General features: G+C 47.1%; 21 protein-coding genes and 1 tRNA gene. 16 read left to right on the top strand and 6 right to left on the bottom strand.

Annotation, left to right across the window (positions count from 1 at the left end):
* Positions 1–6: 6 nt before the first annotated feature.
* The 7 genes from cmk to pyrF all read left to right on the top strand — a co-directional run bounded on the left by cmk (position 7) and on the right by pyrF (position 7,572).
* Positions 7–681: a (d)CMP kinase gene (gene cmk / locus ACXAG2_RS00485; RefSeq protein ID WP_474863794.1), complete on the top strand. Its 675-nt coding sequence runs from the start codon at positions 7–9 to the stop codon at positions 679–681.
* A gap of 128 nt (positions 682–809) precedes the next feature.
* Complete coding sequence (gene rpsA / locus ACXAG2_RS00480; RefSeq protein ID WP_119501430.1) at positions 810–2,480, top strand: 30S ribosomal protein S1; 1,671 nt, start codon at positions 810–812, stop codon at positions 2,478–2,480.
* A gap of 76 nt (positions 2,481–2,556) precedes the next feature.
* Complete coding sequence (ihfB, locus tag ACXAG2_RS00475; protein ID WP_216026326.1) at positions 2,557–2,844, top strand: integration host factor subunit beta; 288 nt, start codon at positions 2,557–2,559, stop codon at positions 2,842–2,844.
* 333 nt (positions 2,845–3,177) lie between these two features.
* On the top strand, positions 3,178–5,361 hold the full coding sequence (locus ACXAG2_RS00470; RefSeq protein WP_474863792.1) for a PilZ domain-containing protein: 2,184 nt from the start codon (positions 3,178–3,180) through the stop codon (positions 5,359–5,361).
* An 80-nt stretch (positions 5,362–5,441) separates the two neighbouring features.
* Positions 5,442–5,699 (top strand): lipopolysaccharide assembly protein LapA domain-containing protein, encoded by a 258-nt coding sequence (locus ACXAG2_RS00465; protein ID WP_232373348.1) that lies wholly within the window; start codon positions 5,442–5,444, stop codon positions 5,697–5,699.
* 3 nt (positions 5,700–5,702) lie between these two features.
* Positions 5,703–6,872 carry a lipopolysaccharide assembly protein LapB gene (gene lapB / locus ACXAG2_RS00460; protein ID WP_474863791.1) on the top strand — a complete coding sequence of 390 codons (1,170 nt, stop codon included), beginning with the start codon at positions 5,703–5,705 and terminating at the stop codon, positions 6,870–6,872.
* A gap of 7 nt (positions 6,873–6,879) precedes the next feature.
* Complete coding sequence (pyrF, locus tag ACXAG2_RS00455) at positions 6,880–7,572, top strand: orotidine-5'-phosphate decarboxylase (RefSeq protein ID WP_119501425.1); 693 nt, start codon at positions 6,880–6,882, stop codon at positions 7,570–7,572.
* 65 nt (positions 7,573–7,637) lie between these two features.
* Here pyrF and ald read toward each other — a convergent pair whose 3' ends face one another.
* Positions 7,638–8,765: an alanine dehydrogenase gene (gene ald / locus ACXAG2_RS00450; protein WP_119501424.1), complete on the bottom strand. Its 1,128-nt coding sequence runs from the start codon at positions 8,763–8,765 to the stop codon at positions 7,638–7,640.
* A gap of 135 nt (positions 8,766–8,900) precedes the next feature.
* On the opposite strand from ald, the gene lrp reads away from it, so the two are divergent.
* The 6 genes from lrp to serS all read left to right on the top strand — a co-directional run bounded on the left by lrp (position 8,901) and on the right by serS (position 15,899).
* On the top strand, positions 8,901–9,386 hold the full coding sequence (lrp, locus tag ACXAG2_RS00445; RefSeq protein ID WP_119501423.1) for a leucine-responsive transcriptional regulator Lrp: 486 nt from the start codon (positions 8,901–8,903) through the stop codon (positions 9,384–9,386).
* Positions 9,387–9,650: 264 nt separating this feature from the next.
* Positions 9,651–12,272 (top strand): DNA translocase FtsK, encoded by a 2,622-nt coding sequence (locus ACXAG2_RS00440; RefSeq protein WP_474863789.1) that lies wholly within the window; start codon positions 9,651–9,653, stop codon positions 12,270–12,272.
* A 4-nt stretch (positions 12,273–12,276) separates the two neighbouring features.
* Positions 12,277–12,897 carry an outer membrane lipoprotein periplasmic chaperone LolA gene (gene lolA / locus ACXAG2_RS00435; protein ID WP_474863787.1) on the top strand — a complete coding sequence of 207 codons (621 nt, stop codon included), beginning with the start codon at positions 12,277–12,279 and terminating at the stop codon, positions 12,895–12,897.
* A gap of 41 nt (positions 12,898–12,938) precedes the next feature.
* The gene (locus ACXAG2_RS00430; protein WP_474864428.1) at positions 12,939–14,207 is read left to right on the top strand and encodes a replication-associated recombination protein A; all 1,269 of its coding nucleotides are present in this window, start codon (positions 12,939–12,941) and stop codon (positions 14,205–14,207) included.
* A gap of 2 nt (positions 14,208–14,209) precedes the next feature.
* Entirely contained in the window at positions 14,210–14,593 is a 384-nt protein-coding gene (gene crcB / locus ACXAG2_RS00425) for a fluoride efflux transporter CrcB (RefSeq protein ID WP_119501420.1), read from the top strand.
* A gap of 10 nt (positions 14,594–14,603) precedes the next feature.
* Positions 14,604–15,899 carry a serine--tRNA ligase gene (serS, locus tag ACXAG2_RS00420; RefSeq protein WP_474863785.1) on the top strand — a complete coding sequence of 432 codons (1,296 nt, stop codon included), beginning with the start codon at positions 14,604–14,606 and terminating at the stop codon, positions 15,897–15,899.
* 50 nt (positions 15,900–15,949) lie between these two features.
* Here serS and ACXAG2_RS00415 read toward each other — a convergent pair whose 3' ends face one another.
* From ACXAG2_RS00415 to ACXAG2_RS00395, 5 genes are read right to left on the bottom strand one after another with little or no spacing between them, the layout of a single operon-like run.
* Complete coding sequence (locus ACXAG2_RS00415; RefSeq protein ID WP_474863784.1) at positions 15,950–16,294, bottom strand: TusE/DsrC/DsvC family sulfur relay protein; 345 nt, start codon at positions 16,292–16,294, stop codon at positions 15,950–15,952.
* A complete protein-coding gene (locus ACXAG2_RS00410) occupies positions 16,294–16,554 on the bottom strand; it encodes a hypothetical protein (RefSeq protein WP_474863782.1) in 261 nt (86 codons plus the stop codon). Before ACXAG2_RS00410 ends, ACXAG2_RS00415 begins: the two co-directional genes overlap by 1 nt.
* The gene (locus ACXAG2_RS00405; protein WP_474863780.1) at positions 16,554–16,907 is read right to left on the bottom strand and encodes a DsrE family protein; all 354 of its coding nucleotides are present in this window, start codon (positions 16,905–16,907) and stop codon (positions 16,554–16,556) included. Before ACXAG2_RS00405 ends, ACXAG2_RS00410 begins: the two co-directional genes overlap by 1 nt.
* Positions 16,907–17,263, bottom strand: a complete 357-nt coding sequence (gene tusD / locus ACXAG2_RS00400; RefSeq protein WP_474863779.1) for a sulfurtransferase complex subunit TusD — start codon at positions 17,261–17,263, stop codon at positions 16,907–16,909. The genes ACXAG2_RS00405 and tusD overlap by 1 nt, the downstream gene beginning before the upstream one ends.
* A 55-nt stretch (positions 17,264–17,318) precedes the next feature.
* Complete coding sequence (locus tag ACXAG2_RS00395) at positions 17,319–17,984, bottom strand: Bax inhibitor-1/YccA family protein (protein WP_303574701.1); 666 nt, start codon at positions 17,982–17,984, stop codon at positions 17,319–17,321.
* 251 nt (positions 17,985–18,235) lie between these two features.
* Between ACXAG2_RS00395 and ACXAG2_RS00390 the strand changes: the two genes are divergently transcribed.
* The 3 genes from ACXAG2_RS00390 (at position 18,236) to ACXAG2_RS00380 (ending at position 21,844) form a co-directional block, all read left to right on the top strand.
* Positions 18,236–18,327: transfer RNA gene (locus ACXAG2_RS00390), tRNA-Ser, on the top strand.
* Positions 18,328–18,605: 278 nt separating this feature from the next.
* Entirely contained in the window at positions 18,606–20,705 is a 2,100-nt protein-coding gene (gene ovoA / locus ACXAG2_RS00385) for a 5-histidylcysteine sulfoxide synthase (protein ID WP_474863777.1), read from the top strand.
* Positions 20,705–21,844 (top strand): aminotransferase class I/II-fold pyridoxal phosphate-dependent enzyme, encoded by a 1,140-nt coding sequence (locus ACXAG2_RS00380; protein ID WP_474863775.1) that lies wholly within the window; start codon positions 20,705–20,707, stop codon positions 21,842–21,844. The genes ovoA and ACXAG2_RS00380 overlap by 1 nt, the downstream gene beginning before the upstream one ends.
* The last annotated feature ends 23 nt before the right edge of the window (positions 21,845–21,867 follow it).

The following is a 21,867-nucleotide window of genomic DNA, read 5'->3' as shown; positions in this document are numbered from 1 at the left end:
GCAGGTATGCAACTGATCCCCGTCGTCACGGTTGACGGACCAAGTGGAGCTGGTAAAGGAACCCTGAGCAGTTTACTTGCAAAAGAACTTCAATGGCATTTTCTGGATAGTGGCGCAATATATCGCGTTCTGGCTGTTGCAGCATTACACCACGATTTACCCGTGGATGATGAAGCTTCTGTTGTGCCGCTGGCAACCGGTCTGGATGTCAGCTTTGAAACAAACGGCGAAGCTAACCGCATTATTCTGGAAGGTGAAGATGTGACTGATGATATCCGCACTGAACAGGTAGGCGCTGTAGCATCACAGATAGCCGCGTTACCCAGAGTCCGTGAAGCATTATTACGTCGCCAGCGTGCCTTTCAGCAGGAGCCCGGCCTGGTTGCTGACGGCCGCGACATGGGCACGGTGGTGTTTCCTGATGCGGTTGTAAAACTGTTTTTAACAGCCAGCGCTGAAGCCAGGGCTGAACGGCGATATGCCCAGTTGAAAGAGAAGGGCATGGATGTTAATATTGCGCGCCTTTTAACCGATATCAAAGCACGTGATGAACGTGATACGCAGCGGGCAGTTGCCCCTCTGGTACCGGCTGAAGATGCGGTAGTAATAGATTCTACTCACCTGGATATTACGCAGGTGTTTGAAAAAGCGATGGAAGTTGTGAGATCGAAGGTTCGCTGATTTAAGCGCAGCCTCTTTTTTTCGTTCCATTATTTTATATGTCGACACAGGACGTGACGACTTTTGTTAGCAACCCCACGTTAGCCGGACTGTAATGTGGATGTCAACTTTTAAAATTTACTGAGCATATGACTGAAAATTTTGCACAACTTTTTGAAGAAAGCTTACAAGAACTGGAAACACGCCCTGGTTCAATTGTAAAAGGTACCGTTGTTTCTATCGACAAAGACATCGTTCTTGTTGACGCAGGCTTGAAATCAGAAAGTGCTATCCCAGCTGATCAATTCAAAAATGCTGAAGGCGAATTAGAAATCGCTGTTGGCGACTCTGTAGACGTAGCACTTGACGCTGTTGAAGATGGTTTCGGTGAAACTATCCTGTCACGTGAAAAAGCTAAGCGCCACGAAGCATGGGTTGAGCTGGAAAAAGCTTACGAAGATAAAGTCACTATCAAAGGCGTTATCAACGGTAAAGTTAAAGGCGGTTTCACTGTTGAAGTTAACAGTGTACGCGCGTTCCTGCCAGGTTCTCTGGTCGACGTACGTCCAGTACGCGACACTACTCACCTGGAAGGCAAAGAGCTTGAGTTTAAAGTAATCAAGCTGGATGCTAAGCGTAACAACGTTGTTGTTTCACGTCGTGCGGTTATCGAAGCAGAAAGCAGTGCAGAACGTGAAACTCTGCTGGCTAACCTGGAAGAAGGTCACGAAATCAAGGGTATCGTTAAGAACCTGACTGATTACGGTGCGTTCGTTGATCTGGGTGGCGTAGACGGTCTTCTGCACATTACTGATATGGCCTGGAAGCGCGTTAAGCACCCAAGCGAAATCGTTAATGTTGGTGACGAAATCAACGTTAAAGTTCTGAAGTTCGACAAAGACAAGCAGCGTGTTTCTCTGGGCATGAAGCAAATGGGCAACGATCCATGGCATGACATTTCCCAGCGTTACCCTGAAGGTACTAAGATCTCTGGTCAGGTAACTAACCTGACAGACTACGGTTGCTTCGTTGAAATTGAAGACGGCGTTGAAGGTCTGGTACACGTTTCTGAAATGGACTGGACTAACAAGAACATCCACCCATCTAAAGTTGTTAGCTTAGGTGACACTGTTGAAGTTATGGTTCTGGAAATTGACGAAGAACGTCGTCGTATTTCTCTGGGTCTGAAGCAGTGCATTGCTAATCCTTGGGAAGAGTTCGCGAAGTCACACGAAAAAGGCGACAAAGTATCTGGTAAGATCAAGTCAATCACTGACTTCGGTATCTTCATCGGCCTTGACGGTGGCATCGACGGTCTGGTTCACTTGTCTGACATCAGCTGGAACAAAACTGGCGAAGACGCAGTTCGTGACTACAAAAAAGGTGACGAAATCTCTGCTGTTGTTCTGCAAGTCGACCCGGAGCGTGAGCGTATCTCTCTTGGCGTTAAGCAAATCGAAGAAGATCCTTTCAACAAGTATCTGACAGATAACAAGAAAGGTGCTATCGTTAACGGTACAGTTACTGCTGTTGACGCAAAAGGCGTTACAGTTAACCTGGCTGAAGAAGTTGAAGGCTACATCCGCGTTGCTGACTTGTCACGTGACCGCGTAGAAGACGCTTCTGAAGTTGTTAACGTAGGCGAAAGCATCGAAGCGAAATTTATGGGCGTAGACCGTAAGAATCGCACTGTTAACCTGTCTGTTAAAGCGAAAGATCAGGCTGACGAAAAAGAAGCTATCGACAAAGTTAACCAGCAGGAAGACGCTGGCTTCGCTAACGCGATGGCAGAAGCATTTAAAGCTGCTAAAGGCGAATAATGCAAATACGGGTGTGCTAAACCCACACCCGCTCCGTAGTAGCTGTAAAATAACGTTTTTACGAGAGAGGTTTTAAATGACCAAGTCGGAACTAATTGAACGGCTCGCGGATCAGGCGCGACATATCCCGGCAAAAGATCTTGAGCTGGCGATAAAGGAAATCCTGGAACAGATGGCGCAAACCCTTCAAAAGGGCGAGCGTATTGAAATCCGGGGTTTTGGTAGCTTTTCTCTTCACTACCGAGCACCACGTGTCGGGCGTAATCCCAAGACAGGTGATACTGTGAAGCTGGACGGTAAATACGTCCCTCACTTTAAACCCGGTAAAGAATTACGGGAAAGGGTAGACAGCGCCGTAAGCTAATCTTAAAAAGCCGCATCAGCGGCTTTTTTTCTGCCAGCATTTACTACCTTTTCATCCTCAAATCTGCAGCCCGTAGACCATATTTCCTGAGAAGTCCAATCACTGAGATTAATTCTTGACCATCTTTACATATCCTATATATTAGTGAAGCGCTAACTAATACTATGTGCTGAGATCATGTCAGCCTCGACAGAACAACAAATAATAAAACAATATCAACCATTGATACGGGCTTTGATACCTTACGAGCAGGATAACCGCTTGCTTGAAGGGTTAAATAAGTTCACGGGCAGGGTGCCCGGCAATGTCAGGAAGATCATAAAGGACGAAGTCATGAGGCTTACGTGCATCACTGATGCGCCCGCTGATAACTCCGCCTTCGCAGAATTCCCTGTATTCAAATTTTCTCATTTCGGTGTTGAAATGCGTCTGGATAAAGTTGGCGCACGTATTCTGCAAACCGAATCCCAACTCTATCAGGACAGATATACTGTTGGTGTATTTGAAACCATCACGAATTCTGATTTCTACCAGGCCCATTTAAAGAAAGAAAACTATAAAAAGATTGTTGATGCATTTACGGTAGAAACCCAGTCTCTTGACGATATTCATTTTGGTAATGATTTAGCTATCGCACCCAATTTCCCTGTATCGTCTCTGGAGTTCGAAAAGGGCAAAACCTGTACTATTTCTTCTTTGGGTTATAAGTCAATGTCGCTGGAAAGTAAGCGGCCCCCAAAAGTCTCAGCAAAAGAAGTGTTTAATTTTCAGTTTCCGGAAGTGCCCGGGCTACCCAAAGGCATGGCAATCAAATACGTTGTCAGCGGCATCAAATTTAACAAGCAAACTGAAAAATATGAAACACAATTCAGGCTCCATCCTTCTACTGATCCCCGTTTAGAGAAAATCCTGCAGAAATACATCGATATGGCATCTTTCCAGCAGCCTTTACAGCGGGAACTGGAAAGTGAAAGAGCCATGCAGGATCTTGAACGGGACAGGGTTCTTGATAACAGCCCCTGGGTACCTTTGTTTATTCAAAAGGTTGATAACGGCGTTAAACCACTTTCAGCTCTGTTCACCGCTGTAAATGAATCAAACTCAGGCGGTATTGCCAATATCCGTCAGTTGACCAGCATGAAGCTGTTTCCGCGCATATTAAAAGAATTGCTTAAATATAAAGAAACCTTTGTTGTTTCGGGCGTTATTGAAACGAAAAAGGGCGAGTTCAGAATTCTGGCCACGTTAAGAGAGCTTGAATCAGCCGATTTACTGGCACCGGCCATTCATTTGCTCAATAAAAACGAAAGTTTGCATTGTCTGCAATGCCGATGGTCAGATGTCGTCCGCGATGACAGGCAAAAGGCCTATGCCATTCACGACCTCATCCAGACTGATTACGAAGAACTCGATGCCATTTCTCACATTCTTTTTTGTAAGAATGTGTCCGCCTCACTGCATGGTCTTGCCGTGACGGAAAGACGTCCGATGCCGGCGATTCCTGAAGAATTACTTGAAGATACTGCTCAATACCCCTTCAGTCTGGTATTTGATGAAGACATGAACCGCAGAAGCGAGGCACGGTATATTATCGACAAAGAAGGGGCGGTAAAAAGTGGCTTGCTGAGTTCAAGTCCCGTGTTGGTGAAAGATATTTCTTCCAGGGGGATGCGTATAATTTTGTCTGAGCCATTCAGTAAGCCGGAAAAAGAAATTAAAGTTTCCGTCCCCGAGCTGAAGATTAAAAATCAGAAATATGACATCGTGGGATATTCTGCTGCGACCAGAGAGGTAAGACTGCGGTTGCCTTCAAAACGGGATGCGATTGCGGCGGGCATTTTGCAATTTGTGCATAAAAATTATGCCTGGTTCAAAAACAAAGACACCAACCTTTTACACCGTAATACTCACAGGTTCTTATGGGAACTCGCGGTGCGACATCATCCGTCAGCGAGTATTTTGTGTATTACTAACCGTTATTTACTTAACCGGTTAAAGACAGTTTATCAGACCCCGGCCTGTGATGACCTTTACCCATTTTCAGTCATTGAAAATGTGGTCCCGATGCATGGGTTCTTTGCCGACAAAGATGCGCAAAAACCTAAGTCGAAATTGCTGGTTGATATGTTTCATGGTGCAGTTACCGGTGTATCGGTTGTCCATTGTGTGCGTAAGTCAGACAATAAACTGGTTTACCTTCCGGAAACGGATTTTTTATACGGATCAATGCGTAAGCACGTGCATAACCATATTCAGGAAGATAAAGTTGAGTTATGCGTAACCAAAATTGATGTTGTCCGTTGTCAGTCAGAGTCATCACCAATGACGAAAAAGCGTCTGGCACAACTATCGCGCATTGATAAACCCATGTATGACCGTTTTAATGTCATGCAATCATCGTATTCTCATGTGTTATATCTCACCAGTGAGTCTGTCCTGCAACAGGCAGTGCTGAGAGCCCGGCTCAGGCCGGTAAAACCACAAACAGCAAAGGCCAGCCAGGCCGAATCAGCCTGATAAGGCTTTTTTGCTGATTCTGATGTCATGTTTTCACACAATTTGCTATCCTCTCAGAGAGTTAAAGAACAAAGGTCTTTGTGTTGAAAGGAATAGTTACCTTACTTGTTATTGTGTTTCTTCTCGTACTGGCATTTGCTATCGGGTCGCAGAATGATGCATCAGTGACAGTAAATTACCTGATTGCACAGGCAGAAATACGCATGTCTACGCTGATTGCTGTTACGCTCTGTATCGGTATTATCATCGGATTGCTCATCATGTTGTTGAGCTGGTTAAGTCTGCGCGTGCAGCTGGTTGCAACCCGCAGTCGTTTACGCAAAGCCATCAAAGAATAATTTATGCTCGAACTGTTGTTTCTACTTTTGCCTGTGGCAGCCGGGTACGGCTGGATAATGGGCCGTAACAGTGTGCGTCAGGCACAGCGGAAACAATCGAGTATTCTGTCCAGGCACTATTATCGTGGCCTTAACTTCCTGTTAAGCGATCAACCTGATAAAGCCGTTGATACACTGATTAAGATGATCAATCTGAACAGTGATACGGTGGAAACCCATATTGCCATGGGGAATTTTTTCCGCCACCGGGGAGAAATTGACCGCGCTATCAAGATTCACCAGAACCTGGTTTCCAGAGAGGAAATTCAATCTAACCAGCAGGAAAACGCCTTAAAAGAACTCGGGCACGATTATATGCAGGCAGGGTTTCTGGAGCGGGCTGAAGGTGCCTATTTGCAATTGATGAACAGTGACAGGCATTATCTCGTTGCCCAGCAACAGTTGTTCAGCATCTATCAAACCACGAAAGAGTGGGAACGGGCCATCGAACTGGCTGAAAAGATGGTTGAATGTCATGGTGACAGTGATGATGTTAGCGAGCGTCTGGCCCATTTTTATTGTGAACAGGCACAACTGGAACAGGATAACGGACAGCAGGGTGAAGCACTTATTCTGTTGCAGAAAGCGGTTAATGCAGATGAGCATGCTGTCCGCCCGTGGTTAATGCTTGGACATATTGCTTTTGACCAGAAGCGATTCGGTGATGCGAAAGCGTATTTTGTACAGGTGGCAGAGCACGACCTTAACTGGTTCAGTGAAGCGGTCCCCGCACTTGAAGCAATTGCACAGGAAACCGGAGACTGGGACGGCTTTGAAGAAGCTTTGTCTTCTCACTGGCAGGAGTGCGCCACATCGTATCTCGCCATGGTAGATATAAAAATTCATCAGGGAAAGACCACGGAGGCTGCCGATTACCTGCTCGATCAGTTACGCAAACGCCCGACCATGAAAGGCTTTAAAACGCTCATGGGCTTGTACATTGATCAGCTTAACGATGAAGCATCTGCAAACAGTCTGCGGTTACTGAAAGGACTTGTTGAAGAGCAAATGAAGCAGCGTCCGAAATACCGTTGTACCAGTTGCGGGTTTTCCGGAAGAAAACTGTACTGGCTATGTCCATCCTGTAAAAAATGGAATGTTGTTAAACCCATTAAAGGCTTAGACGGAGAATAAATTCCTCATGCAAGATCCTAAAGTCATTGTTGCCCTGGATTATGATAACAAAGACACCGCTCTGGCGTTTGTTTCGCAGTTAGACCCTGCAATATGCCGCCTGAAAGTCGGAAAAGAAATGTTCACCCTGTTCGGGCCTGAGTTTGTTAAAACACTGGTTAATATGGGGTTTGATATTTTTCTCGACCTCAAGTTTCACGATATACCCAATACCGTAGCGAAAGCCTGTAAAGCTGCTGCTGAGCTGGGTGTGTGGATGGTGAACGTTCATGCTTCCGGCGGCGCAGAAATGATGAAAGCAGCGAAACTGGCAATTGAGTCCAGTTCACATCCCGAAACAAAGCTGATTGCCGTCACCGTGCTGACCAGTATGGACGAAGCTCAGTTACAACGGGTTGTTCCCGGTGTGACGCCGGCACAACAGGTAGAGAAGCTCGCTGCACTGACTTTTGAAGCTGGTCTGGACGGTGTTGTGTGTTCAGCGCAGGAAGCGGTATTGCTTCGTAAAACTATGAAGGCGCCATTCTTGCTGGTAACGCCTGGTATTCGTCCGGCAGGCAGTGACGTTGGAGATCAGAAGCGTGTGATGACACCGGTTGATGCGATGAACGCCGGCGTCAGCTATCTGGTAATGGGACGCCCCATTACGCAGGCTGCTGATCCGCTCAGCGTTCTCAAAGAAGTGAATGCCTCTCTGTGAGGTAAGTTATACAAAAAAGCCCCGTCCTGTATGAACAGAACGGGGCTTTTTATTATCTTTACTGATTACTTCAGCGCTTCTTCAGCCGGTGTATACGTCAGACCCAGTTTTTCACCAAGTGCATCGACTACCGCTTTATACGTTACTTTTCCTTCGTGAACGTTGAGACCGTTCAGCAGGTGTTTGTCATCAAGCATCGCCTGTTTCGGGCCTTTATTAGCCAGCGCCAGACCAAATGGTAATGTCGCATTGTTCAGTGCCATGGTAGAGGTGCGTGCAACACCGCCCGGCATATTGGCAACACAGTAGTGAACCACGTCGTCAATAATATAAACAGGATCCTGGTGTGTTGTCGCTTTTGAAGTAGCAAAACAACCGCCCTGGTCAATGGCCACATCCACCACAACTGAACCCGGCTTCATCGCTTTAATATGGTCTTCGTTCAGCAGTTTTGGCGCTGCTGCACCGGGAATAAGGACCGCACCGACAACCAGATCTGCTTTTGATGAATATTGTTCAATGGCATCTACCGTTGAGAATACTGTTTTAACCTGACCATTGAAGATATCATCAATCTGACGGAGGCGTGGCAGAGAGCGATCCAGAATGGTTACATCAGCACCCATACCAACAGCCATTTTAGCCGCGTTGATACCTACAACACCGCCACCAATTACCAGTACTTTACCCGGTGCTACACCCGGTACGCCACCAAGCAGAGTACCGCTGCCGCCGTGGGCTTTTTCAAGATAGTGTGCGCCGGCCTGAACTGACATGCGTCCGGCAACTTCGCTCATCGGTGCCAGCAGGGGTAATCCACCACGGTCGTCTGTTACCGTTTCATAGGCAATACAAGTGGCGCCGGATGCGATAAGTAATTCAGTCTGAACAGGGTCCGGAGCAAGGTGCAGATACGTGTACAGTGTCTGACCCTTTCTCAGCATTTTGCATTCATTGGGCTGAGGCTCTTTCACTTTAACAATCATGTCAGCTTCAGCAAAAATCTGCTCAGCCGTCTGTGAGATGCGGGCTCCTGCAGACACATACATGTCGTCAGTGAAGCCAATGGCAGTACCTGCATGAGTTTCCACAACCACATCGTGACCATGGGTAACAAATTCTTTAACTGCTGCAGGCGTCAGACCAACGCGGTATTCATGGTTTTTAATCTCTTTTGGTACACCAACTAACATAGAACCCTCAAAAATTGTTGTTTTTTGTTTGTTTCAGATGGCGGCAGTATACGTGAGAAAAAAACGAAGTATGTGCTGAAGATTTTCAGGATGCCGTGCTATATTTTGTAAAACAAAGAAAGTGCAGAATTTAATATGCTGGTAAAAACACCAAAACACCTTGACCGGATAGACAGAAATATCCTTACACAGCTGCAAAAAGACGGGCGGATATCGAATGTTGAATTGGCTAAAGCAGTGGGGCTGAGTCCCAGTCCCTGTCTTGAAAGAGTTAAGCGCCTTGAGGCTCAGGGTTATGTTACCGGATATCATGCTACACTTGACCCCGAGAAACTGGGCGCTGCCATGCTGGTTTTCGTTGAAATCACTTTAACGAAAACATCGGTGGATATCTTCGCAGAATTTTCTGCTGCAGTGCAGGATCAGGAAGATATTCAGGAATGTCACCTTGTGTCCGGAGATTTCGATTTTCTCCTGAAGGCAAGGGTAGCGGATATGTCCAGTTACCGGAAATTACTGGGAGATACCTTACTTCGTTTACCCGGTGTGAGTGAATCGAGAACCTACGTGGTGATGGAAGAAGTAAAAAGTACCACTGCAGTACGCATCAATATGAAATGACGGCTAAAAGTGGCGTAGTTGCCAGTGCTGCAGAAGGGTGGAAACGGTTAAAACCACTGTATATTGAACTAGGTATCCTTTTTCCCTTTGTGGTAATCTGTAATATTACAGTTACTGTAGTTTCAGTCGCTGTTCAGCCAGTATTCATCACGGCTGAAGAAATATTAAAATAATAAAAGTGTGTTAAAACAAGTCACCGTTGTTTTCTGTGTGCATGGAAAGGCTTCTGCACTTACGGTGACGGATAAAGATGATTAAGGGTTTATGGCGCGTTTAACAGGTATCCAGCGATTACTTGAAGCAGGCATGATGGTCGCCTGCGTTTTCGCATTCTTTATTTTACTGGCACTGGCTTCTTTTCATCCCGGCGATCCGGGATGGAGTCAGGCAGGCTTACAACTTGATGTGCATAACTGGGTGGGGGCAACAGGCGCCTGGGTTGCAGACTTATTACTTTTCAGTTTTGGCTGGCTGGCCTATCTTTTACCGTTTTGCTTTGCCTTTATTGGCTGGTTCTTATTTCAGCACGTCAAAGATCTCGATGAATTTGATTATCTGACTATCGGCCTGAGAATCATTGGCGGATTACTGATTGCGCTGGGTGTTACCGGCATCGCAAGTATCAATTTTAACGATTTGTATAACTTTTCGGCTGGCGGTTTTGTCGGTGATGTAATCAGTTCTGCACTCATTCCTTATTTTAATACTGCCGGCACAATTCTGTTGTTGCTCTGTTTTTCCTGCACCGGTTTTACATTACTTACCGGTATCAGCTGGCTGGATATTATCGACAGTATGGGCAGTGCAACCATCTGGTTCGGCCGAAAGACCATTTCGGTCCCGCAACAGCTTATCGGTCTTGATATGCCAAAGCTGGCTTTATCTTCAGAAAAATCTGCAGGGCAGGGGAGTGGCGATACTGTCGAGGTAACGACACTGAGAGCTGCGCCACTACCTGAGGATGCACCGCGCAAGAGTGATAAAACAACGTCTTCTCCCTGGTCAGGGAGTCAGCGGGACGAGCCTTCATTTGGTATTCCTGATGAAGTATTCGCCAATGACGATGATGAACCACCTTTTGAAGTTGATGAACCGCTAACCATCGAAGCGGACAAGAAGTCCGGGTTCTCTTTCAGTAGTTTTAAAGAAAAAGTGATGCCGTCTAAAGACAAAGATACGGCTCCGGCTGAAAAATCTGAACCGGTGTTCAGTACGGATGATGCATCAGATGATTCGGATGACAAACCACAAAACATTGAAACTTCAACGGTTACAGAACAGCCTGTGGCTGCGAAGCCGCTGTCACAACCCGCTGCAAAACCAAAAGCGCCGACAACTCTGGCTGAAGCGGTGGCTGCAAAAGAGGCTGAGAAGGCCGAAATTGCAGCATTAGGCCCAATGCCGTCCTTTGACTTGCTGGAACGCCCCGACCGTAAAGAAAACCCCATCACTCAGGAAGAGATGGATATGGTGTCCCGCCTGGTGGAAGACAAACTGGCAGATTTTAACATTGAGGCCAGTGTGGTAGGCGTCTATCCAGGTCCTGTTATCACCCGTTTTGAGCTTGATCTGGCGCCCGGCGTGAAGGTAAGCAAAATTACCGGTCTGTCAAAAGATTTAGCCCGTGCTATGTCTGCTATGTCAGTGCGTGTTGTGGAAGTTATTCCCGGAAAGTCTGTGATAGGTCTTGAGCTGCCTAACAAAAAACGTGAAATGGTTCGTCTGAGTGAAGTGATCACCTGTGACGCCTTCCAGAGCAATAAGTCTGCTCTGACCATGGTGTTAGGTGCGGATATCAGCGGTAAACCGGTTGTGGTCGATCTTGCGAAAATGCCTCACTTACTGGTTGCCGGTACAACCGGTGCCGGTAAATCCGTCGGGGTGAATGTCATGATTTTGAGCTTGCTGTATAAGTCCAAGCCGGAAGATGTCCGCATGATCATGATCGACCCGAAAATGCTTGAACTTTCAGTATATGAAGGGATCCCTCATTTGCTGGCAGAAGTGGTCACCGATATGAAGGAAGCCGCTAACGCGTTGCGTTGGTGTGTAGGTGAAATGGAACGCCGCTATAAATTAATGTCTGCTCTCGGGGTCAGAAACCTGAAAGGCTATAATGCCAAGGTGTTACAGGCCATCGAAGACGGCGAGCCGATTAAAGATCCGTTGTGGCGCACTGAAGACAGCATGGAAGAAGAAGCGCCGGACTTACAAAAATTACCGGCCATCGTTGTGGTTGTTGACGAATTTGCCGACATGATGATGATTGTGGGTAAGAAAGTAGAAGAATTGATAGCACGGATCGCGCAAAAGGCCCGTGCCGCCGGTATCCATCTTATTCTGGCCACGCAGCGCCCGTCTGTAGATGTTATCACCGGTCTGATCAAAGCCAACATACCCACCCGTATCGCTTTCCAGGTATCCAGTAAAATCGATTCCAGAACAATATTGGATCAACAGGGTGCAGAAGCGCTGCTTGGTATGGGTGACATGCTGTATTTACCGCCCGGCAGCCCGGTACCAACGCGTGTACACGGTGCCTTTGTGGATGACCATGAAGTGCATGCGGTAGTCAGTGACTGGCAGAAACGGGGCAAGCCTGATTACATTGATGAAATTCTTAACGGTGAAGCCACTGCGGAAGTCTTACTGCCGGGAGAAGCAGCAGAAAACGGTGACGAGGAATATGATGCCTTCTTCGATGAGGCTGTGGCATTTGTAACTGAAACGCGGCGGGCCAGTGTGTCTTCCGTGCAGCGTAAATTCAGAATTGGTTACAATCGTGCGGCCAGACTGGTAGAACAAATGGAAGCAAACGGTGTCGTATCTTCACCAGGTCATAACGGTAACAGGGAAGTGCTTGCGCCCCCTGTACCCAAGGAGTAGTACATTGAACCGTTTTATTTACACCATCGTTTTATCCGGTATTTTCGCATTTTCCGCGCAGGCCGATGACGCCGCCGGTGCAAAGTTAAAATCTTTGTTGTCCGGTATTAATCAGTTCAAAGCGCAGTATGCGCAGGTTATTACTGATAGCGGTAATAATATCGTTCACGAAACCAAAGGCGAAGTGGTGTTGGCACGTCCGGACAAGCTGCGCTGGGAAACTTACGCACCGGATGACAACGTGCTTATTGCTGATGGCGAAACGGTCTGGAATATCGACCCCTTTGCCATGCAGGTTACCGTGATGGATCAAAAAGGTCAGGTAAAAGATAACCCGTTTATGTTACTAACCTCTGATGATGATACTGTCTGGTCGAAATTCGTTATCCGCGCTGCTGACGACAATGCATCTGAATATATCGTTACCCCTAAAAACGGTGAAGGTCAGATCCGTAAACTGACTCTGTTGTTTGACGACAACAGCCTTACAGGTTTGTCTACACTGGATGCACAGGAACAAACTAGCACCATTCTGTTTTCTCAAAGCAGTACCCGCTTTCCTATGGCTGCTGATACATTTCAGGCAGATATTTCTGATCAATTTATGGTAGACGATCAGCGGTGAGTTTGTTTTCGCAAGACGACTACGCCCCGCTGGCTGCCCGTATGCGGCCGGCCGGCATCGATGATTATGCCGGTCAGACCCATTTACTGGGCGAAGGGAAGCCCTTAAGAAAAATGCTGGAAGCCGGTCATTGCCATTCAATGATTTTGTGGGGACCTCCCGGTACAGGCAAAACCACACTGGCAGAAATGATTGCTGCGTATACACAGGCAAAGGTAGTGCGTCTGTCAGCAGTCACCGCCGGTGTAAAAGACGTCCGGGCTGCGATGGAGCAGGCTGAAATAGATCAGCGTCATGGTCAGCGTACATTATTGTTTGTTGATGAGGTTCACCGGTTTAATAAAAGTCAGCAGGATGCATTCTTACCCTTTGTGGAATCCGGTACGGTTACATTTATCGGTGCCACCACAGAAAACCCCTCTTTTGAGCTGAATAATGCATTGCTGTCACGGGTCAGGGTTTATGTGTTGCAGTCGCTGGACGACAATGCGCTTAACGGAGTGCTGAACAGGGCGTTATCAGATAAAGTTAAAGGGCTTGGCAAACGGGGTTTTGAGCTGAAAGATGATGCCAGAAAGGCGCTTCTCGGCTTGTGTGCCGGTGATGCCCGCAGATTACTGACTTATCTTGAACTGGCCGGGGATTTCGCTGAGGGCGACGTCATCACACTCAGCGATGTCGAGCAGGCAACCGGCGAAAAAGTGGCTGCTTATGACAAACGTGGCGATACGTTTTACGATTTAATTTCCGCTTTTCACAAGTCAGTACGTGGTTCAGATCCTGACGCGGCGCTTTATTGGTATGCGAGAATACTGAACGGCGGTGGTGATGCGCTGTACGTAGCCAGACGTCTGCTGGCCATCGCGTCTGAAGACATTGGCAACGCCGACCCAAGAGCCATGCAATTGAGTGTGAACGCCTGGGATTGTTATCATCGTGTCGGTCCGGCAGAAGGGGAAAGGGCCATTGCGCAAGCGGCTGTATATTGTGCACTTGCGCCAAAAAGTAATGCCGTTTATATGGCCTTCAGTCTGGCAAAACAGGTGGCAGCTAAAGCGCCGGATTATCCCGTTCCGGTTCATTTAAGGAACGCCCCGACGGCACTGCTTAAAGAGCTCGGGCACGGCGATGAATACCGTTATGCGCATAACGAGCCCCATGCTTTTGCAGCGGGCGAGGTGTATCTGCCGCCAGAGATTGCCGGTACCCGTTTCTATGAGCCCACAGAACGCGGACTGGAGCAGAAACTCAAAGCAAAACGGGATTTTCTCGACACACTGAATCAACAGGCTACGGATAAAAAGGGATAGTCATGCCAACAGGAATTGTCTTGTACTGTTATATCGCAGCAGGCGGCGCAATAGGCGCGTGTCTGCGCTTTTTTGTCACATCTAATATCGATTCCTGGTTTGGAAAAGCGCTGCCCTTTGGTACACTGACTGTGAACGTATTAGGCTCGTTCAGCCTTGCACTGTTATACGGATTCATAGAGCGGCATGAACTGATGGATTCTCCCTATCGTGCTCTGATAGGTGTCGGCCTTTTAGGGGCTTTTACCACCTTTTCCACGTTCTCTATCGAAACACTGACATTACTGGAAAATGGCCTGATAATGAAAGCCATAGCCAATGTGTTATTAAATGTGTGCCTGTGCCTGCTGGCAGGATGGGCAGCAATAGCAATGATGAAAGGATAAAAAGAATTACATGTTAGATCCAAAGTTACTTCGGGCAGACATTGAGAACACTGCTAAACGCCTTGCCGACCGGGGCTTTACACTGGATGCAGACGCTTTTAATGCGCTGGAAGAAAAGCGCAAATCCCTGCAGACAAAAACGCAGGAATTACAGAATGAACGTAATGTCCGTAGTAAGTCCATTGGTAAAGCAAAAGCGCAGGGCCAGGACATTGCGCCATTACTGGCCGAGGTTGGCCAGCTGGGCGACGATCTTGACGCAGCAAAAAATGAACTTGATGCATTGCTGGCTGAAATCACTGCACTGACTCAGGGGATCCCGAATCTTCCCCACGAATCTGTGCCGGTGGGTGAAGACGAAAACCAGAATGTGGAAATCAGTAAGTGGGGCACACCTGCAGAATTTGATTTCGAAGTAAAAGATCACGTAGATGTGGCTGAAGCTTTAGATAAAGGGCTGGATTTCGCTGCTGCGACGAAGTTAACCGGTAGTCGTTTCGTTGTAATGCGCGGCCACATTGCCCGCATGCACCGTGCACTCGCTCAGTTCATGCTGGATGTGCATACTGCAGAACACGGTTACCAGGAAATGTACGTACCCTATCTGGTCAATCATGACAGCCTGTATGGTACCGGTCAGTTGCCTAAGTTCGGTGAAGATCTGTTCCATACTCAGCCTGCCACCGAAGAAGGTCAGGGGTTATCGCTGATCCCAACTGCTGAAGTTCCGCTGACCAACCTGGCACGTGACGAGATTTTTGATGCCAAATCCCTGCCGGTGAAGATGACTGCCCATACACCTTGCTTCCGGAGTGAAGCGGGTTCTTACGGTCGTGATACACGGGGTCTTATCCGTCAGCATCAGTTTGATAAAGTTGAGCTGGTCCAGCTGGTTAAACCCGAAGATTCCTTTGATGCGCTGGAAGCACTGACTGGTCATGCGGAAGTGATTTTACAGAAGTTGAACTTGCCTTACCGCAAAATGTTGCTATGTACCGGTGATATGGGCTTTGGTTCCTGTAAAACGTACGATTTGGAAGTCTGGTTACCGGCGCAAAATACTTACCGGGAAATTTCTTCATGTTCTAACATGCTTGATTTCCAGGCGCGCCGGATGCAGGCCCGTTACCGTAACCCGGAAACGAACAAACCTGAATTATTACACACTCTGAATGGCTCAGGTCTGGCTGTAGGCCGTACTTTAGTGGCTATTCTTGAAAATTATCAGCAGGCTGATGGCAGCGTAAAAGTGCCGGAAGCACTGGTAAGTTACATGGGTGGTGTGACTGAAATTAAACCGGCTTAATCACACCGGTAAACACTAAAATGGCGTCTTTATAAGACGCCATTTTTGTATTACAGACACTTGGCGGGTTTAGGCAATCCCGCCAGCTTTGTTGCCTGTTTGGCCGGCCCTTTTTTAAATAACCGCTGAATATAACGGCTGTTGCCTTTTTCCGGACCATATTCGGCCGCCATTGCTTTCACCAGTGCACGTACCGCAGGACTGGTTTCATATTCCAGATAAAAATTCCTGACAAAACGAACCACTTCCCAATGTTCTTCTGTCAACGAAATGTTCTCCTGCTCCGCCAGCACAGGCACCATGCTCTCGTCCCACTGCGTGTAATCCAGCAGGTAACCGTTCTTATCAGTTTCTATGTCTTTGCCTTGCCATTCAAAGCTTGTATTGCCGGCCATTATAGTACTATCCACTTGCCATATTGTTGTGTGAAACGAATAACGTCGCTGTGTGAGATAAGGTCACCCTCTTCACAGTTCACGCCGCGGCATTCAGCATCGTCAGCGAGTACGTAAAGCGGAAAATCACTTTCTTGCAGTTCACCATATTGATAAACGCCGTTTCCACGAAGAATAACGGGTATGTTCAAGGTTTCAGCATTCCGGAGATAGCGCTGCTGCATATCATTACTTATTGAGGTAGTAATAAATAATATCATCAGAACGTCACCACATGATCAACCCGTTCAATCAGCGCTGGCACCTCATCATCAGTTAACGCCTTAACAGTTTTTAATACATCCCGCCCTCTAATTCTTCTGGTAGCATAATCGGACTGCACGTAGTAACAGTCTTCAATGTCAAAGAATGGCAGCGCTTTAAGCCTTTTAAAATGATTTTTCACCCCTTGCTGTTGCGGGGCCTGCTCTGTTAACTGGTAGATGCCGTCACCTTCAAACAGTATTGATACTTCGTGGCCGTAGTTCGTTGCTGCCATGGCAAAGTCCAGCCCGTCGGATGCCTGACTGACAGAGTAGGGAGCGGTAGTAAAACGAATAAGTAAATGTGCCATCAGAATTGTACCAGGTGTTCACACTGATGAAGCGAAGTGAAAAAATCACTGAGGCCGGTATGTTCGAAAACCTCTTCTTCGCCGGTGCCGTTTACACCCCGCTTGTCTCCCGCGGTCATGCAAACCCGTAATGAAGTTTGTGCTTGTGATTTCAGCTCACACCATGCCTGATAGACATTCATTTCGTCATTAGGCGGGTTCATTTGTGGCAGCGCATTGTAAATGCCAGCCTGATAGAAAAATACTTGTTCAATTTCCTGACCGTCAGCAAGTAACTGATGGCAAAAGGCCAGAGCGCGTGAGGCTCCGTCGTTGTCGTAGGGTGATGATGTGACAAGTACAGAATAACGGGACATAGAAATAAAAAAACACCCCTTACGGGGTGTTTTCCTCAGGCAGTAAGCCTTTTAATTAATCATCACCACCAAACGCACCCAGTAAGTGCAGGATAGAAGTGAACAGGTTATAGATGTTCAGGTACATTGAAACGGTTGCACGGATGTAGTTTGTCTCACCACCGTTAACAATGCGGCTGGTATCAAACAGGATGAAACCTGACATGATGAACACGATAGCAGCACTGATTGCCAGTGATACCGCAGGTACCATGAAGAAGATATTCGCAATACCGGCGACTACTGCAACCACCAGACCTACCAGCAGGAAACCGCCCAGGAAAGAGAAATCTTTCTTAGTGGTAAGCGCATAACCTGACAATGCAAAGAATACCAGAGCTGTTGCACCTAATGCCTGCATAATAAGGCCGGGACCCGCTACACCTAAATAAAAGTTAAGGGTATAACCCAGTGATGCACCCATCAAACCGGTGAATGCAAACACCCAGTAGATACCGGATGCAGATTCAGCCTTACGCTGAACCACGAATAAGGTAATAAACGCACCGATGGTCATGACTAACGACATCATAGGAGAGATGCCAACCGCCATAGCGATACCGGCACACACTGCACTAAATGCCAGTGTCATAGCCAGCAACATATAAGTATTGCGCAATACCTTATTTGTTTGCAGTACTGACTGTTGAGATGCACCTGCATACATCGAACGTTGATCCATTGTTTCCTCCAATAGGACTATAAACACCAGAAAAGCCTGGTAACATTATCTTAGGTCATTTGTATGGGTTTTGGTTCCATTTTTCAAGTGCTTTCAAACTCAAACTGTAAACAGACATGTCACTGTGCTGCATTAATCATCAACTGCCTGTTATTTATTAATACGTTGATTAAAAGCTAACCGGTTGTAGGCTTTTTTAAAATTAACGCTTTACAGGCAAAAAAATATCATTAAGATACGCTTCACTTCTCGGAGAGATGGCAGAGTCCGGCTGAATGCACCTGACTTGAAATCAGGCGAAGGGTCAAACCTTCCGGGGGTTCGAATCCCTCTCTCTCCGCCACATTCCAAAAAGGCCCGCTTATTTTAAGCGGGCCTTTTTACTTTTCGCACCGTGTAAACGGTTGAAACTTTCCGGTCACACAATTCCATTACATTTAATTCATTGATCTCAGTGGTGCTCTTTCCGTATTCCCACGGTAAGGTCTGGAATTCTGCTACTATTTTCTGTACAAAAGATCAGATGGCTCCCGCCAGTATTGTCAGGTACCGGCCTCGATTCGTAACAAAGAAATCCATAACAGAGAAATACCTAACAAAAATTCACCATCCGGGGTTTTCATGAACGCTCTTCATACACCACATCTGAAACAGGGAACTGTTGAAGAAAAAAGAAAAGAAATCTTGGCTTATTTTCAACAGTCTTTTGACCGTTACGAAAGTCTTTTCTCGTTATTAAAATCAGATGACGCTTACTATCAGCGGCCGGAAAAATTACGTCATCCGCTTATTTTTTATTACGGTCACACTGCCACTTTTTTTATTAATAAACTGGTACTGGCGAAACTTATTAATGACCGTATCAATCCTGATTTTGAATCTTTGTTTGCCATTGGTGTAGATGAGATGAGCTGGGATGACCTCAATGACGCTCACTATGACTGGCCTGCTGTTGAAGAAGTCACTGCCTACCGTGCTCAGGTAAGACGCCTGGTTTCCGACTTGATTCTGACAATGGATTTTTCATTACCCATAGACTGGGAAAGCCCCATGTGGCCTGTACTGATGGGCATTGAGCATGAAGGCATTCACCTTGAAACGTCTTCTGTTCTCATCCGCCAGTTACCTCTGCGATTTGTACAACCCCAGCCAGAATGGGCACCGTATCCGGAGTCCGGTGAAGCCCCTGAGAATACTTTGCTTCCCGTGCCCGGCGGAAAAGTCTCAGCAGGTAAACCATTCAACGCAGGCTACTATGGCTGGGACAACGAATACGGTGAGCACACTGCAGAAGTAAAACCTTTTTCTGCGTCACAGTACCTGGTCAGTAATGGTGAATTTCTGGCGTTTGTGAAAGATGGTGGTTACGCTCAGCCCCGTTTGTGGGAAGAGGAGGGCAGGCAATGGTTGTCCTATACCGGCGCCAGGCACCCTGTTTTCTGGCGGGAGCAGGAAAGTAGCTATGTTTACCGCACGCTGGCAACAGAAATTCCGCTGCCGGAGGACTGGCCTGTGGACGTCAATTACCATGAAGCAAAGGCCTTTTGTAACTGGCTGTCAAAGCGCACAGGCAAGCATATTCAGTTACCGGTAGAAGATGAGTGGTTGCGTTTATGTGAACACGCAGGGATGAAAGATACATTGTGGCACGAAGAGTGGAATACAGGGCTGCATCATGGTGCATCATCAACACCGGTGAACCTGTTCTCAATGGGGGGCTTTTACGATGTGGCGGGTAATGTGTGGCAGTGGACAGAAACGCCCATCTATCCCTTCGACGGTTTCAAGGTGCATCCTCTGTATGATGATTTCACCACGCCGACTTTTGACAATAAGCACAATTTATTTAAAGGTGGTTCATGGATTTCGACGGGAAATGAAGCCATGGCGCACAGTCGTTATGCCTTCCGTCGTCATTTTTTCCAGCATGCGGGTTTCCGTTATGTTGAATCTACCGAGGTAATTAAAGTGAACGATCTCGATTATGAGAGTGACACGCAGGTATCACAGTACAGTGAATTCCACTATGGCAGTACGTATTACGGTGTGCCAAATTTTGGTGCCGCATCTGTAGCTTTTGCCATGCAGTTTACCGGTGCAAAACCCAAAGCCAGAGCGTTAGATTTGGGCTGTGCAACAGGCCGCGCTTCATTTGAGCTGGCTAAGTACTTCGATCACGTTGACGGCATCGATTTTTCTGCACGCTTTATTAAGACCGCTTTTGCCATGCAGGAACACGGTGAGATCCGTTACAACCTGATTGAAGAAGGGGAGCTGACCGAATTTAAAGTAGCAAAACTGGCAGACCTTGGCCTAAGCGAAAATAAAGACAGAGTGCATTTTGCCCAGGGCGATGCCTGTAACCTGAAGCCCCAGTTTACCGGTTATGATCTTATCCTTATGAGCAATCTGATTGACCGTGTTTACGAACCCGCCCGGTTACTCGAAAGCATTCGTGAACGGTTAAATCCGGGAGGATTGCTGATTATTGCATCACCGTTTACCTGGTTAGAAGAATATACTGCCAGAGAAAACTGGCTCGGTGGCTATAAAGACGCGAATGGTGAAACACTCACGTCGACGATGGCACTGGAGCAAGCCTTAGGTGAGGATTTCCGTCGTGTGGCTGCCCCGCAGGATATTCCCTTTGTGATAAGAGAAACGAAGAGAAAATTCCAGCATTCACTATCTGAATTTAATGTCTTTGAACGGATAAGTTAGTGCAGGAATTTCAGCAGCGTTTTAACAGAGGTTCACTTAAATTTGATGATGTGACAAACCGTTATGGTGCGTCTGATAAACCAGTATTTCCTATGTGGGTGGCGGATACGGATTTTCCGCCACCGGAAATGGTCAACCGGAGGCTTTCACTCTTCCTATCTTCTCATTTTGGTTATCAGCAACTTGCTGTTACTGCCGCTGTCAGTCAGTGGCACTGGCGGAGAGGGGAATATATAGATGAATCTTCCATTGTAGATTGCTGCAGTATTATCGCTGCAATGGGCATTGCCCTTGAAAGTCTGACGCGGCCCGGCGATAAGGTGGGGATATTCATACCTTCTTACGGGCCGTTTTTCGCCGTGACAGAAAAAACACAACGCAAAGTTTGCCCGCTGACGTTGGATATCAGCGATGGCAATGTTTACATAGATTTATCGTCACTGCCGGATGACTTATCTGCGGTATTGCTCTGTAATCCTCATAATCCAACCGGCCAGCTCTGGCAACGGGACGAACTGGAGGCGCTGGCTGAGTGGTGTACTCAGAGAAACATTCCGTTAATTTGTGACGAGGTGCACCGCGGTTTTATTGCTGAAGGAAACGAATTTTTTTCTCTGGTCAGTATCGGGGAAGCATATCAAAACAATATCATTGTGCTGCAATCGCCATCTAAATCCTACAATCTCGCCCATGTTCCAGCGGCAGCCTACGCTATCATTGTTAATCAGCAATGGCGGGATGCAGTCCGCGCATCGATCACTTGTTCCCACTTGTTTGCAGGCGCACTGGCAAGACAGGCATTAATTCTGGCATACGACGAGCTTAACGATTTATGGCTGCAGACTATGGGCGAAAAGATCAGTAAAAACCGCGCTCTTCTGACCGGACTACTGCACAACTCATCGTTACTCGCCTGTATACCTCAGTCGACCTTTTTTCTTTGGCTGGATCTTCGCGATTATCTGAATGATGTTGCTCCGGGCGTTGCCGCTGACTACCTGTTCAAATGTACCGGCATTGCTGCCAATGACGGGGCCGACTTTCGTGCTCCCGGTTTTGTCCGGCTTAATTTTGCCACCTCAACCGAGGTGATAAAGCATGTTGGCGAATTGCTGCTCACTATTAGTTCTAATAAATAGAACATTTCGTTGTAGATAATGGA

Source organism: Alteromonas sp. ABH4_456, assembly GCF_056160645.1.
This window is presented reverse-complemented; position numbering and strand designations above follow the sequence as displayed.

Excerpts from the sequence above, each read along its gene's own strand:
- cmk (WP_474863794.1), top strand. The coding sequence starts at position 7 with ATGCAACTGATCCCCGTCGTCACGGTTGACGGACCAAGTGGAGCTGGT.
- rpsA (WP_119501430.1), top strand. The coding sequence starts at position 810 with ATGACTGAAAATTTTGCACAACTTTTTGAAGAAAGCTTACAAGAACTG.
- ihfB (WP_216026326.1), top strand. The coding sequence starts at position 2,557 with ATGACCAAGTCGGAACTAATTGAACGGCTCGCGGATCAGGCGCGACAT.
- ACXAG2_RS00470 (WP_474863792.1), top strand. The coding sequence starts at position 3,178 with ATGAGGCTTACGTGCATCACTGATGCGCCCGCTGATAACTCCGCCTTC.
- lapB (WP_474863791.1), top strand. The coding sequence starts at position 5,703 with ATGCTCGAACTGTTGTTTCTACTTTTGCCTGTGGCAGCCGGGTACGGC.
- pyrF (WP_119501425.1), top strand. The coding sequence starts at position 6,880 with ATGCAAGATCCTAAAGTCATTGTTGCCCTGGATTATGATAACAAAGAC.
- ald (WP_119501424.1), bottom strand. The coding sequence starts at position 8,765 with ATGTTAGTTGGTGTACCAAAAGAGATTAAAAACCATGAATACCGCGTT.
- lrp (WP_119501423.1), top strand. The coding sequence starts at position 8,901 with ATGCTGGTAAAAACACCAAAACACCTTGACCGGATAGACAGAAATATC.
- ACXAG2_RS00440 (WP_474863789.1), top strand. The coding sequence starts at position 9,651 with ATGGCGCGTTTAACAGGTATCCAGCGATTACTTGAAGCAGGCATGATG.
- ACXAG2_RS00430 (WP_474864428.1), top strand. The coding sequence starts at position 12,939 with ATGCGGCCGGCCGGCATCGATGATTATGCCGGTCAGACCCATTTACTG.
- crcB (WP_119501420.1), top strand. The coding sequence starts at position 14,210 with ATGCCAACAGGAATTGTCTTGTACTGTTATATCGCAGCAGGCGGCGCA.
- serS (WP_474863785.1), top strand. The coding sequence starts at position 14,604 with ATGTTAGATCCAAAGTTACTTCGGGCAGACATTGAGAACACTGCTAAA.
- ACXAG2_RS00415 (WP_474863784.1), bottom strand. The coding sequence starts at position 16,294 with ATGGCCGGCAATACAAGCTTTGAATGGCAAGGCAAAGACATAGAAACT.
- ACXAG2_RS00410 (WP_474863782.1), bottom strand. The coding sequence starts at position 16,554 with ATGATATTATTTATTACTACCTCAATAAGTAATGATATGCAGCAGCGC.
- ACXAG2_RS00405 (WP_474863780.1), bottom strand. The coding sequence starts at position 16,907 with ATGGCACATTTACTTATTCGTTTTACTACCGCTCCCTACTCTGTCAGT.
- tusD (WP_474863779.1), bottom strand. The coding sequence starts at position 17,263 with ATGTCCCGTTATTCTGTACTTGTCACATCATCACCCTACGACAACGAC.
- ACXAG2_RS00395 (WP_303574701.1), bottom strand. The coding sequence starts at position 17,984 with ATGGATCAACGTTCGATGTATGCAGGTGCATCTCAACAGTCAGTACTG.
- ovoA (WP_474863777.1), top strand. The coding sequence starts at position 18,606 with ATGAACGCTCTTCATACACCACATCTGAAACAGGGAACTGTTGAAGAA.